The sequence below is a fragment of the Solirubrobacter ginsenosidimutans genome, from assembly GCF_027587205.1.
Genome location: NZ_JAPDOD010000005.1, coordinates 158,009 through 171,920 on the forward strand (window position 1 = coordinate 158,009; position 13,912 = coordinate 171,920).

Annotated in this window: 14 protein-coding genes; 4 read left to right on the forward strand and 10 right to left on the reverse strand. The window is 69.6% G+C overall.

The genetic code is table 11. The features are described from left to right. Nucleotides 1-16 precede the first annotated feature (16 nt). Nucleotides 17-763 (forward strand): hypothetical protein, encoded by a 747-nt coding sequence (locus tag OM076_RS08960; RefSeq protein WP_270039216.1) that lies wholly within the window; start codon nucleotides 17-19, stop codon nucleotides 761-763. Nucleotides 764-773: 10 nt separating this feature from the next. Here the strand turns inward: OM076_RS08960 and rph are convergent, their stop codons facing one another. From rph to OM076_RS08975, 3 genes are all read right to left on the reverse strand, one after another. After that, complete coding sequence (gene rph / locus OM076_RS08965) at nucleotides 774-3,332, reverse strand: rifamycin-inactivating phosphotransferase (RefSeq protein ID WP_270039217.1); 2,559 nt, start codon at nucleotides 3,330-3,332, stop codon at nucleotides 774-776. A gap of 134 nt (nucleotides 3,333-3,466) precedes the next feature. Continuing rightward, nucleotides 3,467-3,973, reverse strand: a complete 507-nt coding sequence (locus OM076_RS08970; protein WP_270039219.1) for a hypothetical protein — start codon at nucleotides 3,971-3,973, stop codon at nucleotides 3,467-3,469. A 38-nt stretch (nucleotides 3,974-4,011) separates the two neighbouring features. Continuing rightward, a complete protein-coding gene (locus tag OM076_RS08975) occupies nucleotides 4,012-4,362 on the reverse strand; it encodes a hypothetical protein (RefSeq protein ID WP_270039221.1) in 351 nt (116 codons plus the stop codon). A gap of 273 nt (nucleotides 4,363-4,635) precedes the next feature. Here OM076_RS08975 and OM076_RS08980 point away from each other — a divergent pair, with 273 nt between their 5' ends. Next, the gene (locus OM076_RS08980) at nucleotides 4,636-5,301 is read left to right on the forward strand and encodes a GAP family protein (RefSeq protein ID WP_270039223.1); all 666 of its coding nucleotides are present in this window, start codon (nucleotides 4,636-4,638) and stop codon (nucleotides 5,299-5,301) included. Here OM076_RS08980 and OM076_RS08985 read toward each other — a convergent pair. Further along, complete coding sequence (locus OM076_RS08985; protein ID WP_270039225.1) at nucleotides 5,276-6,427, reverse strand: AI-2E family transporter; 1,152 nt, start codon at nucleotides 6,425-6,427, stop codon at nucleotides 5,276-5,278. The genes OM076_RS08980 and OM076_RS08985 overlap by 26 nt on opposite strands. 114 nt (nucleotides 6,428-6,541) lie before the next feature. Between OM076_RS08985 and OM076_RS08990 the strand changes: the two genes are divergently transcribed. After that, nucleotides 6,542-8,563 carry a phage holin family protein gene (locus OM076_RS08990; protein WP_270039226.1) on the forward strand — a complete coding sequence of 674 codons (2,022 nt, stop codon included), beginning with the start codon at nucleotides 6,542-6,544 and terminating at the stop codon, nucleotides 8,561-8,563. 51 nt (nucleotides 8,564-8,614) lie between these two features. On the opposite strand, the gene OM076_RS08995 is transcribed toward OM076_RS08990, so the two are convergent. The 3 genes from OM076_RS08995 to OM076_RS09005 all read right to left on the reverse strand — a co-directional run bounded on the left by OM076_RS08995 (nucleotide 8,615) and on the right by OM076_RS09005 (nucleotide 11,164). Further along, on the reverse strand, nucleotides 8,615-9,124 hold the full coding sequence (locus OM076_RS08995) for an LURP-one-related/scramblase family protein (protein ID WP_270039228.1): 510 nt from the start codon (nucleotides 9,122-9,124) through the stop codon (nucleotides 8,615-8,617). 108 nt (nucleotides 9,125-9,232) lie between these two features. Then, nucleotides 9,233-10,912, reverse strand: a complete 1,680-nt coding sequence (locus tag OM076_RS09000) for a SulP family inorganic anion transporter (RefSeq protein WP_270039229.1) — start codon at nucleotides 10,910-10,912, stop codon at nucleotides 9,233-9,235. A gap of 84 nt (nucleotides 10,913-10,996) precedes the next feature. Then, nucleotides 10,997-11,164: a hypothetical protein gene (locus OM076_RS09005; protein ID WP_270039231.1), complete on the reverse strand. Its 168-nt coding sequence runs from the start codon at nucleotides 11,162-11,164 to the stop codon at nucleotides 10,997-10,999. A gap of 16 nt (nucleotides 11,165-11,180) precedes the next feature. Between OM076_RS09005 and OM076_RS09010 the strand changes: the two genes are divergently transcribed. Beyond that, nucleotides 11,181-11,480, forward strand: a complete 300-nt coding sequence (locus OM076_RS09010; protein WP_270039232.1) for a hypothetical protein — start codon at nucleotides 11,181-11,183, stop codon at nucleotides 11,478-11,480. A gap of 36 nt (nucleotides 11,481-11,516) precedes the next feature. On the opposite strand, the gene OM076_RS09015 is transcribed toward OM076_RS09010, so the two are convergent. From OM076_RS09015 to OM076_RS09025, 3 genes are all read right to left on the reverse strand, one after another. Further along, complete coding sequence (locus OM076_RS09015; RefSeq protein ID WP_270039233.1) at nucleotides 11,517-11,660, reverse strand: hypothetical protein; 144 nt, start codon at nucleotides 11,658-11,660, stop codon at nucleotides 11,517-11,519. 39 nt (nucleotides 11,661-11,699) lie between these two features. Next, complete coding sequence (locus OM076_RS09020) at nucleotides 11,700-12,056, reverse strand: hypothetical protein (protein WP_270039235.1); 357 nt, start codon at nucleotides 12,054-12,056, stop codon at nucleotides 11,700-11,702. 112 nt (nucleotides 12,057-12,168) lie between these two features. Continuing rightward, nucleotides 12,169-13,848, reverse strand: a complete 1,680-nt coding sequence (locus OM076_RS09025) for a SulP family inorganic anion transporter (RefSeq protein WP_270039236.1) — start codon at nucleotides 13,846-13,848, stop codon at nucleotides 12,169-12,171. Nucleotides 13,849-13,912 lie beyond the last annotated feature (64 nt).

Sequence of the window (13,912 nt, forward strand, 5' to 3'; positions counted from 1 at the left end):
CGGGGAGAGTGCGCACATGCTGCGATCCAGACTCACCTACGCGAACGTCGTCGCCACGCTCGCGCTGTTCATCGCGCTCGGCGGGACCAGCGTCGCCGCCTCGAGCCTGATCAGCGGGAGCAAGATCAAGAAGGCCTCGATCCCCGGCGATCGCCTCAAGAAGCACACCCTGACCGCGACGCAGATCGATGTGGCCAAGCTCGGCGCGGTGCCGGCGGCCTCGCACGCGACTACGGCCGACACCGCGGCTCACGCGACGGCCGCCGACAGCGCCGGGAGCGCCGCGGTCGCCGACACGGCCGCCAGCGCCACCCATGCGACCGCCGCCGACACCGCGGGCCACGCGTCCGACGCCGACACCCTCGGCGGGCTCGCGGCCTCGGCGTTCACGCGCAGCGAGCGCTTCCAGGTCGGCACCGCCGACTCACGCTCGACGACCGCTCAGACCCTGCTCGACTACCCGGACATCAACCTGCGCGTCGAGACCGACGGAGCCGCTGACTTCGACACCAGCGTGATCGTGCACAACACGGGGACGTCGACGCTCCAGCTCGTCGGCGACTCCGGTGGCGGCAACATCTTCGCCGGACAGAAGGCCACCATCAGCGAGGGCAACACCGGCCTCGACTCTCAGCCCGACGAGACGCTGTTCCTGATCCAGACGAATGGGCGCGACGAGGTGCTGGTGGATTGCCACTTCCCAGCCGCGGGGAACACGACCGGGATCTTCACGTTCTGCACAGGCGTTCGCGCGAACCGCTGATCGCGCCGTCTCAGGACAGGATCTCGACGTACCCGTCCGTTCCGTGCAGGCGGATCCGCTGCCCGTCGCGGATCAGCCGCGTGGCTCGCTCGACCCCCACGACGGCCGGCAGGCCGTACTCCCGTGCGATCACCGAGCCGTGGGTCATCAGGCCGCCCACCTCGGTCACCAGACCGTTGATGGCGACGAACAACGGGGACCAGCTCGGGTCCGTGTACGCCGTGACCAGGATGTCCCCAGGCTCGAGTTGGGCGTCCGCCACGTCCATGACGACGCGGGCGCGTCCCTCGACGGTTCCGCTGGAGACCGGTAGGCCGATCAGCGCGCCGGCCGGCGCGTCGTCGCGCCGGTAGCTCCCGGCGACGACCTCGCCCTCCGACGTGAGCACGCGCGGCGGGGTGAGCGCCAGATACGACGTGAACGCCTGCGTGCGCTGGGCGATGAGCTCGTGGTCGACCTGCTGCGTGCGCGTGACGTCTTCGAGCTCCTGGAACGTGAGGTAGAAGACGTCCTCCGGCTCGCGCAGCACGCGGGCCGCGACGAGGCGCTCGGCCTCTTCCAGCAGCGCCTGCCGGTAGACGGAGTAGCGGCAGACCATGCCGTACTTCGGATACTCGCGGTAGCCGATGAAGGTCCGGACCCGGTCGATCATCCGCTTGGTCTCTTCGGCCTTCTGCTGACCGTCGGGCAGGTCGCGCAGCCGCTCCAGCAGCTCGTGTTCCTTGTCCCATGCCTCCTGGCGCCCTCGCTCGAACCGCCGCTCACCGTCGCCCGGCTCGAAGTGCTTGACGTTGCCGAGGATCAGCGGCACGAGCGCACTGGGCCGTTCGCTCCACCGCGGTCGCGTGATGTCGATCTCGCCGACGCAGCGCATGCCGTACTTGTCGAGGTAGTCCCGGATGGCATCTCGCGATTCGGCCCCGCCAGGCAACTCGGCGAGATCGTCGAGGAACGCCTCGTTCTCGACGTGCTCCAGAAACGCCACCACGTCCGGGTACGGGCGGATCACGTCGGCGACGTCCAGCAGCGCCAGGCCCATCTCCGACGTCACGTTGTTCGGGACGGACTGCGTGAGTGTGTCGGCCACGTTCTTCTCGCCCAGCCACGCCTCGAGCTGGTCGTTCAGCCACCACGTGGCCTCCATCGCGCCCATGAACACCTGGTGGCTGCGCGGATCGAACAGGATCCGCCGCAGCTCCTGGATGTCCGCCAGGATGAAGTCGAGCAGCGCCGTTCCCGACTTCGCCTGGATGTCGCGCTTCAACGCGGCGACGGATGCCTGGTTGTGCTCGATCAACTCGGTGACGATGGCCGGATCGGTCTCGATCGGGGCGGGCCCAGCACCGGCCGGCGGCCCGCCGGGGCCCTCGTCCGGGACCGACGGGACGAAGTCCCCGCGGTCGAGGATGGTCTGCAGCGCGTCCCCGGTCAGCGGATCGGATTGCCCGATGACCTGCATGATGCCGGAGCGAGCCGCGGGCGACGCCAGGCGCGGGGCGACGTCGACGAACAGCCGCCCACCCGCCTCGTACATGGTCGGGAGGGCCACCAGCTGGTGCACGGAGAGCCCGAGCGGCTTCATAGGGTCGGTCATCATCTGCTGGTGACCGACGGAGAGGTAGACGTGGTTGTCCGCGTCACCGATCACGGGGATCGGGAAGAGCGTCGTGATCGGCCGGCTCTGGACGATCTGGAAAGCGTCGTCGACCAGGCACCATTCGATGTCCTGCGGGCGGCCGAAATGCGCTTCGATCCGCCGGCCGAGCCGATCGAGCGCGATGACCTGCGCGTCCGTCAGCGCGGGCTGCTCCTGCGCGACCACCTTGGTGACGATCTCGCCGTCGCGCACCGTGTAGCGGTCCGGATTCACCAGGCCGGAGACCAGTGCCTCGCCGAGGCCGAAGGTCGCCTCCACCGCGGCGACCTTGCGGTTGGACGTGACGGGGTCCGCCGTGAAGAGGATCCCGGCCGCATGCGGGAAGACCATCTCCTGCACGACGACCGCCATGTGGACCTTGCGGTGGTCGAAGCCGTTCCGCAGGCGGTAGGTCACGGCCCGCTCGGTGAACAGCGAGGCCCAGCACCGGCTTACGTGCGCCACGACCGTCGCCGTCCCCACGACGTTCAGGTACGTGTCCTGCTGGCCGGCGAAGGAGGCCGTCGGCAGGTCCTCCGCCGTCGCGCTCGATCGAACCGCGTAGGCGGCGTGCTCGCCGAGCCGGCTCACGGCGCTCGCGATCGCCGCCGCCAGATCGTCGGGGACGGCGATCGCTTCGACGCTCTGGCGAACCTCTGCGCTGAGCGTGCGGATCGCCTCCCGGTCGTCCGCGCTCAGGCGCGACAGCCGCTCGAGCCGCTCCTCGATCGCGGGCGCTTCCCGCATGACCCGCTCGAAGGCCTGCGTCGTCACGCAGAAGCCGGGCGGCACGCGGATGCCGTCGATCCGCGAGAGCTCCCCCAGGTGCGCGCCCTTGCCCCCAACGACCGCGACCTGCGCCTCGCCGACCTCCTGAAGACCGACCACGTAATCGCCACCGGCCACCACCGCCGCATGCCCCTGCCTGCCCATCGCGCCGCTCCCTTCATCGCTTGCGGCAAGCGAGTATGGAGCACACCCGGGGGCTTGAAACAAGCCCCCCAGGCAGGGATACTCTGGAAGTGGAGGGGGCCGCGCGCACCTCCGCGTGCTCGAGCGCAGAGGTTCTAGTTGCAGTACGGCAGCGGAACGTCGGGGTCGTCGGAGCAGCTCAGGTCGTCGCTCGCCTCCTCCAGACCTTCGGAATAACCCTCGTCCCGGCCGGTTGAGTGACCGGCGTTGTAACCCGCCGCATTGCCGGATGAGTAGCCGTCGCGCTGCCCCTTGGCGTACGCCTCGTTCACCTTGCGCCTGCCCGAGCGCTTCATCTTGCGGACAACCCTCTTGATGACGCGGGCCGAGCGCTTCTTCTCCACTGCGACAGCGTCCTTCACTGCAGCGTCCTGGGCGCGCGATGCGGCGAGCATCGCAGCCTGCTCGTCACGGTCGGTCTTGATCGCGAGTGCCGCGTAGCGGTCGTCGCGCTGCTTGTACTGCGCTTGCACGTGGTTGGTCGTGAGGGTGAGACCGGTCGCCAGCAAGGCCATCACAAGCGCACCGATGGCGGCGATGCGTGCGGTGCGCTTGTTGAAGGTGACTGTCGCGTTGTTGTTGTGCTGTTCGTTGGAGTCCATATCGGGGTCTTCTTGTGATTGCGTCGGATGCGAGGTTGTCAGCCGTAGTAGACGGCGCGGAACTTGAAGGCGGTGTTCGACGTGTACTCGTCACAGCGCCACCCGTAGGTGCTGGTCTTGCGACAGTGCCAAGTCACATAGCCGTCGAAGAAGTGGGTGGGAATCCGGTTGGTGTACTGGCGCTCGTAGCCGCGCTTGAGCCACTTATTGACGACATAGCGGCTGCTGGCGCAATTCATGCCCTCCATCGGCACGACGTTGCTGACCTCCGCATACTCATCGAAGCGATTGCCGGTGTACCAGCCGCCGCAGTTGGAGGCGGACGCCACCGACGGCGCAGCGACGATGACCGCGACCGCGGCCAGGGTGAGAATCATGATGCGCTTCACTACGAAGCTCCTTGCCTTGTGCGAGGGAGAGATGACCGGCCTCTCGCATGGGAGCAGGCGGCCCGTTGTAGAGACAGCACATAAGACCCCACCGGCGCGGCCCGTTACGCCGATTTCCTGACAGTGTGAACAATTACGCAGCAGGACCGCGTGGAACTACGGATCGACGATGCGGCGCACTACGGTCACGCTGCGTGACTGCGCTCGTGGGTCCGCCCCGCAGGGCGGAGGGGCGCCGCCACCTGTGTGCTGTCAAGCTGACGCCCGAGTCCGTTGATCTTCGAGCTCCTCGCCCTCGGTGTCCTCAGTGCCTTGCGTCCCGCGACGAGCCAGGCCGCGGTCGTCGCGCTGCTGCGCGCGCCGGATGCGCGCCGTCTGCTGCTGGCGTTCACGCTCACCGGACTGATCGTCAGCATCGCCGTCGGGACCCTGATCGTGGTCGCCTTCGACGGTGCCGGTAACGCCTTCGGGCGGTCGTCCTTCGCGGCCGCGTTCGACGTGCTCGCCGGCGTTGCGGCGCTCGCCTTCGCGGCCGGCGTCAAGCAGGGGCGGGTGTCCCCGCCGCACCGCGCGGCGTCGAAGCCGAAGTCACCGTCGCGGATCACCACGCGGTTGAGCCATCCGTCCGCGCGGACCGCTGCCGTCGCGGGCGTCGCCACCCACGTGCCCGGTCTGATCTACCTCGTCGTGCTCAACGCGATCGCCGCGGAGGACTTCCGAGGCGGGGAGGCGACGCTCTACGTCGCCGTCTACAACCTGCTGTGGTTCGCAATCCCGATCATCGCGCTCGCGCTGGCGGTGTTCTCGCCCGGCACGGCGAACGTCTACCTCGGTCGCGGTGCCGCTTGGGCACGCGAGAACGAGGAGTGGCTGCTCGTCACGTCCTTCGCCGCGCTCGGCGCGTATCTCGTGATCAAGGGAGTGGTTGCGCTGGCTTAGGTCTTGCTCGCGCGAGGTCGGCCGCGATGTGCGTCGCGGCCGAGGTGAGCGGCGCGGCCAGGACGAGACCGATCATGCCGAACAGGCTCCCGCCGGCGATCGTGACGATCAGCACGGCCAGCGGGTGGATGCCCAGCGCGGCGCCGAACGCGATCGGCTGGATCATCTGCTGCAGGATGCCGTTGGCCAAGAGGACGATCACCGCCATGATCAGCGCCGTCGTCGTGCCCTGTGACCCGAGCGCGATCAGGACGGTGAACGCGCCGGCTGACCAGGCGCCGAGATAGGGGACGTACGCCGCCGCGAAGTTGACGAGCGCGATCGAGCCGGCGTGCCCGACGCCGAGCACGAGCGCTCCCAGGCCGATCACGATCGCATTGAACGCCGCGACCGCCGTGACGCCGGTGAAGTAGCCGCGCAGTGCCTGCAGCGTGCGCTCGGTGATGATCCGCCCGACGTCGGGCGGCACGCCCATATGACGCTCCGTCCAGCGGCGGATCTGCGGGCCGTCCTTGAGCAGGAAGAAGAGGCTGAGCGCGGTGAAGGAGACGAAGATGGCGAGCCCGCCCAGCACCTGGACGCCCGTCCCGACGCCCTGCAGGAGGGCGTGGAACGCGTCACTGAGGCTCGAGCTGGCGCCGGCGTTGGCCTGTTGGGCCTGCCCGCTGCTGACGCCGGCGTCCTCGAGCGCGCTCTGGAGCTTCGCGGCCGCGTTCGTGAGGGCGCTCTCCAGCTCGGAGGACTTGCTGACGACCGCGCCGAGCATCAGCACGGCGAATCCCACCCCGAGCGCGACCAACCCGAGGAACACGAGCGCGGCGGCCGCGGTCCGCGAGAGCCGGCCGCGGCTCAACCGGCGCACCAGCGGGGAGAGCACGGCGGCGACGATCGCCGCGGTCACCACCGGCGCGACGATCGCGTTGGTCAGTGCCAGCAGGGCCGCCACGCCGACCCCCAGCGCGGCGACGCCGACGAGCAGCCAGGACATCATCCCGAGGTCGCGCAGCCACGTCGGAGCGGCGAAGACGCCGCTCAGCTCATCCGGGGCGAGCTCGACGAACTCGGCGGCGGGCGCACCGTTGGGCTCGGGCGATGGACGCTGGCGGATCACTCGGCGGTGGCGCATACCCGGACGGTCTCAGATCTCCCCGGAGCCCACCTCGTCCGAACCGGGTGATCACGCGCGGTTCATCCGGATCGGGCGATGCGCGACCGCGCGCGGGCGCGGATGATCGGCACCATGAGCGATCCGGGCTATGGCGAAGCGATCAAGTGGGAGCCGGCGACGCCGCGGATCAGGCCGCTGCGGCTCCTTGTCTCCTGGGCGATCCTGGCGGCGTCCGTGTACGTCGCCGCGGGACTCGTCCCGGGCGTGGCCCTCGAGGAACCCGGCGCCGGCTTCGTGGTCGCGTTGTCGATCGCGCTGCTGAACGCGATCGTCCCGCCGGTGATCGCGGCGCTGCGGCTGCCGTTCATGGTCGCGATCGGGTTCATCCTCGTGCTGCTCGTCGACGCGGGCCTGCTGATGCTCGTCGACGCCGTCTTCCCGGATTGGCTGCGCGTGGACTCCTTCGGCGACGCGCTGCTGACCGCCGTGCTGATCGCCGCCGTGAGCATGCTCCTGCAGGTCATCGCCGGCACCGACGATGACGACGAGTACACACTGCGGGTCACCCGCCGGATCGCCCGCCGGCTCGGCTCCGACGACCGCACCGACACGCCGGGCATCATCTTCCTCGAGATCGACGGGCTCGCGCTGCCGATCCTGCGCAACGCGATGCGCGACGGGAGCGCGCCGAACATGGCGCGCTGGATCTCCGACCACGGCTACCGGCTCGCGGAGTGGGAGACCGACCTCTCGTCGCAGACGGGAGCGAGCCAGGCGGGAATCCTCCTCGGCTCCAACGACGACATGCCGGCGTTCCGCTGGGTCGAGAAGGAGACCGCGACGATGATGGTGTGCTCGTCGGCCTCGGACTGCGCGGAGATCGAGCGCCGGCACTCCACCGGCGTCGGCCTGCTCGCCGGCGGCGGCGCCAGCCGCGGCAACCTGCTGTCCGGCGAGGCGGACGACGCGATCCTCACCGTCAGCCGCATGGACGCCGAGAAGCAGGCCAATCCCGGCTACCGCGCCTTCCTGGCCAACGGCTTCAACGTCACCCGGCTGCTGGTGCTCTACCTGTGGGAGGTCGTGCTCGAGTTGACGGCGGCCGCTCAGCAGAAGCGGCGCGACGTGCGCCCGCGCGGGCACCGCGGCGGGATCTACCCCTTCCTGCGCGCCGCGATGTGCGTCTTCGTCCGCGACCTGATCGTCTACGGCGTGCTGACGGACATGATGCGCGGGCGCCCGGCGGTCTACGCCACGTTCGCCAGTTACGACGAGGTCGCGCATCACTCCGGGCTCGAACGCGCGGACACCGGCGAAGCGCTGCGCAAGCTCGACCAGCAGTTCGCACGTATCGAGCGGGCGCGCCGCTATGCGCCGCGTCCGTACGAGATCGTGGTGCTGTCCGACCACGGCCAGACGCAGGGCGCCACGTTCAAGCAGCGCCACGGCTACGGCCTCGACGAGCTCGTCCAGCGCCTGCTCTCCAGCGCCGACGTGGCGGGCTTCTCCGGAGGAGATGAGCAGCGCGCGCTGGTCGGCCACGCCGTCACCGAGGCGACGGGCTCGGGATCGGGCAAGCGCGCGAAGAACGACGTCTCGGGACGCGAGGTCGTCGTCCTGGGCTCAGGCAACCTCGGGCTGATCTACCTGATGGACTCCGACCGGCGGCTCACGCTCGAGGAGATCCAGCAGCGCCATCCGGAGCTGATCGGAGGCCTGCGCGCGCACGAGCACATCGGCTGGCTGCTGGTCCGTTCGGCACAGGACGGCCCGGTCGCGCTCGGCCCTGACGGGTCGCATCGGCTCCGGGACGGACATATCGAGGGCGTCGATCCGCTCGCCGCGTTCTCTCGCACCGCGCCCGCGCATCTCCTGCGCACCGACGGCTTCGCGCACGTCGCCGACATCATGGTCGGCAGCTTCTACGACCCCGACCTGGACGAGGGGTGCGCCTTCGAGGAGCTGATCTGCTTCCACGGCGGTCTCGGCGGTCCCCAGACCCGGCCGTTCCTGCTGTACCCGCCGGGGCTGACGCTCCCCGACGGGCCGATCATCGGCGCGGCCGCGGTCCACGGTGTGCTGCGCGGCTGGCGGTTCGCGCTGCAGCCGCCGGCACCGGCTCCCGCCGCCGGCGTCAGCGTTCCCGCTCCTTAGCGGCGAGGGTCGCCACCGCGCCGCGCCCGTGATCAGCGCGGGCGCGGGCTCCTAGTCGTGGCCCATCTGCTCGATGCAGACCGCGATCGCCAGGATCAGCGCGTCGTCCTGGTCGGGCATGACCTCGATGCCGTACGCATCGCGGATGCGGAGCCAGCGCTTCGAGACCTCGGCCACCTTGTCGCCGTCGCGCTCGATCTCGTACTCGTGGTCGACGAAGTTGCCCTTGGCGGACAGGTCGTCGCCGTCTTCCACCTCGATCGAGTAGCGGTCGCGGATGCCGACGAGCGCCTTCTTGACGGTCGCCACCGTGTGGCCGTCGCGCTCGATCTCCATCTTGTCGCGCACGGTGAGCTTCTTCTCCTGGATCTTGAGCAGCTCCTGGCCGGAGCGGCTCTCGACCACCAGCGTGTCCCGGACCCGCAGCGCCTTGCCGTTGACCTTGAACGCGCGTTCACCGCCGTCGGTCTCGATCCAGTAGTCGTCGCCGACCGAGAACAGCTTCTCGCGCAGCGTGTAGCGCGTGCCGTCCGGTTGCCCACGATCGCGCAGTCGTCGCATGGTTCATCCCTCCTATTGCCGCGCCATCAGTAGAACGGCTTGTCGGATGCGCACGCGACTCTCGCCGCTCGCGTGCGAACCGGCATCACCTCGACTGGGTGAGATCGCTCACGGACCCGCCGCGAGCCAGCGCTGCCCCTCGCGATAGGCCGCGTCGGACGCGTCCCCGACGACCTCGGTCGCCGCGAAGACGCTGACTTGCGCGTCGAGGTGGCTGCGCCCGGTGCGCCGCAGTCGCTCGACCAGCTCCGGAGCGACGCCGCTGAGGATCAGCCGGCCGCCGACGGCGGCCAGCCGCTCCGCGTAGGCATCCAGGACGACCAGCGAGGAGGCGCCGAGCTGCGTGCGACCGCGCAGCCGCAGCACGACGACCGGGCGCTCCGCGCCGGCGGTCTCCGGCAGCCGCGCCGCGAGCGTCTTGGCGCCGGCGTAGTAGAGGCTCCCGTAGACGTCGAGCAGGGTGACGGCGGCGCTCGGCAGCTGGGCGGGCGCCGGCGACTCCTCGAAGCGTCCGCTTTCAAGCGGCTCGAGCCGGACGACCTTGAGGTCGAGCGCCTCGCGGTTGAGCTGCAGCAGCAGCGACAGCGTCACCCCGACCCCGACGGCGGCCGCCACGGGCAGGAAGAGCGTGGCCGCGACCGTCGAGACGAAGCCGATCTGCGAGACCAGACCCGTCCGCAGGATCGTCCCGATCGCCCCGCTGCGCAACGAACCGGCCGCGGCAAAGATCAGCACGGCCGCCAGCGGCGGGATCACCACCCGCCCGACGATGCCGGAGAAGACGACGAGCACCGCCAGCATCCAGATCCCCGAGAAGATCGATGCCCAGCGTCCGCGCGCCCCCGCGGCCACGTTGAGCGCCGTCTGCCCGACCGAGCCGCCGACCGGCTGCCCTCTAAAGAGGCCGGACGCGAGGTTGCCGACGCCTTGGGCGATGAAGTCGCGGTTCGGCTCCGACGCGGGGCCGTCGCGGTTGGGTGCCGCCTCGCTGACGCCGACGCCTTGGACGAGGACGATCACCGCGACCGACAGCGCACCGACGAGGACGTTGGGATCGACGGCGAGCCCGAAATCGGGGAGGTGCGGAAGCGGGACCCCGGTCGGGATCTTGCCCTCGTCCTCGACCCGTGCGATCGAGTCGACCGACAACGTCAGCAAGGTCGGGATGACGAGCGCGATCACCGCGGAGAAAGCGGCGAGCCGCGTCCGCGCGAGCCCCACCAGCAGCACGAGCGCGCCCGCGCCGGTGAGCAGCGAGGCGAGCTCGATCTGGTCCGGATGCGTCACGACGTACCACGCCTTCTCCAGCGCGAAATCGCCGGTCGCGCTCACCCCGGTGAAGTCGGGGATCTGGCCGAAGATGATGTTCGCCGCGACGCCGGTGAGGAACCCGATCATCACCGAGAACGAGACGAAGCGGGTGTAGCGACCGAGGCGCGCGAGCCCGGCGACGACCATGATCGCGCCCGCCAGGACGGTCAGCATGAACAACGCGTCGGGGCGCTTGGCGGCATCGAATCCGTCGACGGCCGAACCCGCCGCGAGCGCCGCCGCGGTCGTCGTCGTGATCACCATCAGGCGTGTACTCGCCGTCAGGCCGCCCGCGATCGGCCCGGCGAAGCTCGCATAGAGCCCGTACACCGGATTGACCCCGACGAGCACCGCCGAGGCCATGCCGTCCGGAACGCTGCCGACCGCGCCGGGAACACCGGCGATCGCATCGCTGCGCAGGGTTCCCGGCTCGGGCCGGACGGACCTTAGCCAGCGGCGGGCGAATCCGAACTTCAACGCGATGACCGATCGACGCCGATGGCCCCAGGAGAGCACGCGCGACCTGCGTCCTGCATCACCCCAACCGGATGACCCGCGGAGCTAGATGGAATCTGGTGGGGGACGCTGGGGCTCGTCGATCGTCGTGATCAGAACCGCCCCACGGATCTCCTTGGCGAGCTTTCGGAGATCGGGCGGAGTGTCGTCGCGATAGAAGAGCCGGAACAGCGGATCGGTCGTGCTCGGGAGATAGCGAACGAGTGAGCACATCGGCGGCCGCGTCGACGTGTCCAGCTTCATTCTCGAGAAGACCGAGGAGCACCAACCCAGCTCCGTACTGCTCAGTCGCGTGTTCGGAGTCGTCGAGCTCGATGTGGATGGCGGCGCGCGCAAGTCCCCATTCCGGTGGCGCGTCCTCCGTGTCGGCGCATTGCTCGAGCCATCCGAGAACCTCACCGAGGGACGTTCGAGCTTTGACGAGAGGACCGCGAGCTGGAACCTGATCGCGGTGGTCAACTCGTCCGTTTCCGCGAAACGCAGCGCCGTCTGGAGCTGTGCCTCCGCCTCTTCCAATCGGTCTGCATGACCGGCGGTCAGAACCCGCCCGAGCTCGAGCAGCGCCTCAGGGAACGCCGGGCGCAGTGGGTGCCAGCCTTGCGTCCCGCTCCAGCGTCTCGAGCACGCCGCTTGGTTCCTCGGCCCGTTCGGGCTCGGGCTCGGCCGGCGCGTCGACGCGCACCTCCTCGGTCGGAGCGTCGGTGCCCACCGTCGGCCTCGTCGTCGCTTCGAGTCGCCGACGTAGAGGTCAATTGCAAGCGCGGCGCGAAGTCCAGCCTCGCCGGTCAGCGTCAGCACATCGAGCGCGAACATCCGCATCTTGACCGTGTCCGCAATGTCCTCGCGCAGTCGCAAGGCGCTCCACGGCCCGACGGCGGTCGACGGCCCGATCGACCGCATTCAACAGCGTGTCGAGCAGTGCACTCGGCCCCACACCGACGTCCTGGTTGCCGACTCGGGTCGTGAACAACGAACTGCGAAACCGCGCGGCGGCGGCCAGCCCGGCAACGATCACCTGCAGCGTGGCGACCGCGGTTTCCGAAGCCGTCGCGTCGAGGCCGAACCTCCAGCCGAAGGCTTGAATGACCCCGAATGCGGCAGCCATTGCTCCCGGGATGCGCGCCCGCCGCGCTGTAACGAGCCGGCCCTCGGAACGCCGAGAGAAAGCGCAGATACCACTCGCTGAAGGACGGTTCGGCCATTGCAATTCGACGGTCCTAAGGCAACGTGCGGGACTGCAACTGCGCCTCCACCGCCTCGTCGACATTGCCATGCAGGTGCTCCTCGCCGATCACGGCGAGCACCCCGTCGGCGGCGAGGACCACACGAATCCTCGGCTTCATGCGCGCCACGCGGAGCACGGCGCCGGATGCGCCGGTGAGTCGCTGGATCTCGCGCAGCTTCTCGGAGCCCTGGGAGTCGATGAAGTCCACGCCGGCGAAGTCCAGAACGACTGCGCGCAGCTCGTCCTCCAGGTCGATCAGCTCGCGGACGCGATCCTCGAGCGCTTCGGCGGTCGCGAAGGACAGGCCGAAGTCCAGGCGCAAGATGATGATTCCGGGGAACCGCTCGTCCTCGGGATGCTCTTTGGCGTCGCGGAACACCTGCGTGCCCGGCTGCCGGCTGAGCTTGGGGATGCTCGGCCGCGTGGCGACGCTGATGAGCCACAGCAACGAGAGCGCGACGCCGATGACGACGCCGGCGAGCACGCCCGCCGAGAGGACGCCGACGATGGCCGCGACCGCGATCCAGAAGTCGACTCTGGCGACACGGCGAAGACGACGGAGCTCTCCGATGTCGATCATCCCGAAGACCACCGCGTCGATGATCAAGGCGGCGAGCACGGCCTTCGGCAGATCGGAGAACAGCGGCGCCAGGACCAGGAGGGTCAGGAGCACCAGGCCCCCGGTCACGAGCGAGGCGATCGGCGTGCGGGCCCCGGAGGACTCGTTGAGCGAGCTGGCCGACAGGCTCGTCGAGACGGGCATCCCCTGGAACACGCCGGCGCCGGCGTTCGCCATGCCCTGGGCGATCGACTCCTGGTTGACATCGACGCGGTAGCGGTGACGGGCCGCGAACGCGCGCGCGTCTCCCGCCGTCTGGGAGAACCCGATCAACAGCAGCGCCATCGCGGCGATCCCGATCGTCGCCGCATGGTCCGCGAAGACGTCGGCGTCGGGCAGCGCCGGCGACGGCAGGCCGCTCGGGACGTCGCCGACCAACGCCACCCCGTGGCTGCCGAGGTCGAACAGTGCGGAAGCGAGCAGGCCGCCGACGACCAGCACGAGCGCTCCCGGAACCTTCGGCGCGACGAACCGCAACCCCAGGATCAGCGCCAGCGATGCGAGCCCGACGAGCAGCGTCGTGCCGTGGGTCTCGGCCAGACCGCCCACCCACGACCCGATCTCCTGCCATGCGTTGTCTCCCTCGGACGACGTACCCGTCAACTTCGGCAGCTCGCCGATCACGACATCGATCGCCGCGCCCGCGAGAAACCCGGTGATCACCGCCTTGGAGAGAAAGCGCGCGATCCATCCGAGCCGCAGCAGCGCCATCAGCAGGAACAGCGCCCCCGTCGCGAGCGTGATCGCGGCCACCAGCTGCGCCGCCTCCTGGTCGCCGGCGCCGACCACGAGCACGGCGCCGCCCGCGACGGCGGCCAGCGACGAGCTCGGTCCCGTGGAGATCTGCCGCGACGTGCCGAACAACGGATAGATCAACGCTCCCGCCGCGGCCGCATAGAGCCCGTTCTGCAGCGGGATCCCCGCGATGCCCGCATAGCCCAGGTTCTTCGGGACGACAAGCGCGGTCACCGCGATGCCGGCGATGAGATCGCCACGCAGCAGCTTGCCCGAGTATCGAGGCAACCATTCGAGGATCGGCAACCACTTCGCCACAGCGCGACGTTCTACGGGAGCCGCCGCGGCCGCATCGCCTCAAACGGGTGATGCGACCGCCACA

What these genes read in the sequence shown, in the direction of transcription:
- OM076_RS08960 (WP_270039216.1), top strand. Translation starts at nt 17, where the DNA reads ATGCTGCGATCCAGACTCACCTACGCGAACGTCGTCGCCACGCTCGCG.
- rph (WP_270039217.1), bottom strand. Translation starts at nt 3,332, where the DNA reads ATGGGCAGGCAGGGGCATGCGGCGGTGGTGGCCGGTGGCGATTACGTG.
- OM076_RS08970 (WP_270039219.1), bottom strand. Translation starts at nt 3,973, where the DNA reads ATGGACTCCAACGAACAGCACAACAACAACGCGACAGTCACCTTCAAC.
- OM076_RS08985 (WP_270039225.1), bottom strand. Translation starts at nt 6,427, where the DNA reads ATGCGCCACCGCCGAGTGATCCGCCAGCGTCCATCGCCCGAGCCCAAC.
- OM076_RS08990 (WP_270039226.1), top strand. Translation starts at nt 6,542, where the DNA reads ATGAGCGATCCGGGCTATGGCGAAGCGATCAAGTGGGAGCCGGCGACG.
- OM076_RS08995 (WP_270039228.1), bottom strand. Translation starts at nt 9,124, where the DNA reads ATGCGACGACTGCGCGATCGTGGGCAACCGGACGGCACGCGCTACACG.
- OM076_RS09005 (WP_270039231.1), bottom strand. Translation starts at nt 11,164, where the DNA reads ATGTGCTCACTCGTTCGCTATCTCCCGAGCACGACCGATCCGCTGTTC.
- OM076_RS09020 (WP_270039235.1), bottom strand. Translation starts at nt 12,056, where the DNA reads ATGGCTGCCGCATTCGGGGTCATTCAAGCCTTCGGCTGGAGGTTCGGC.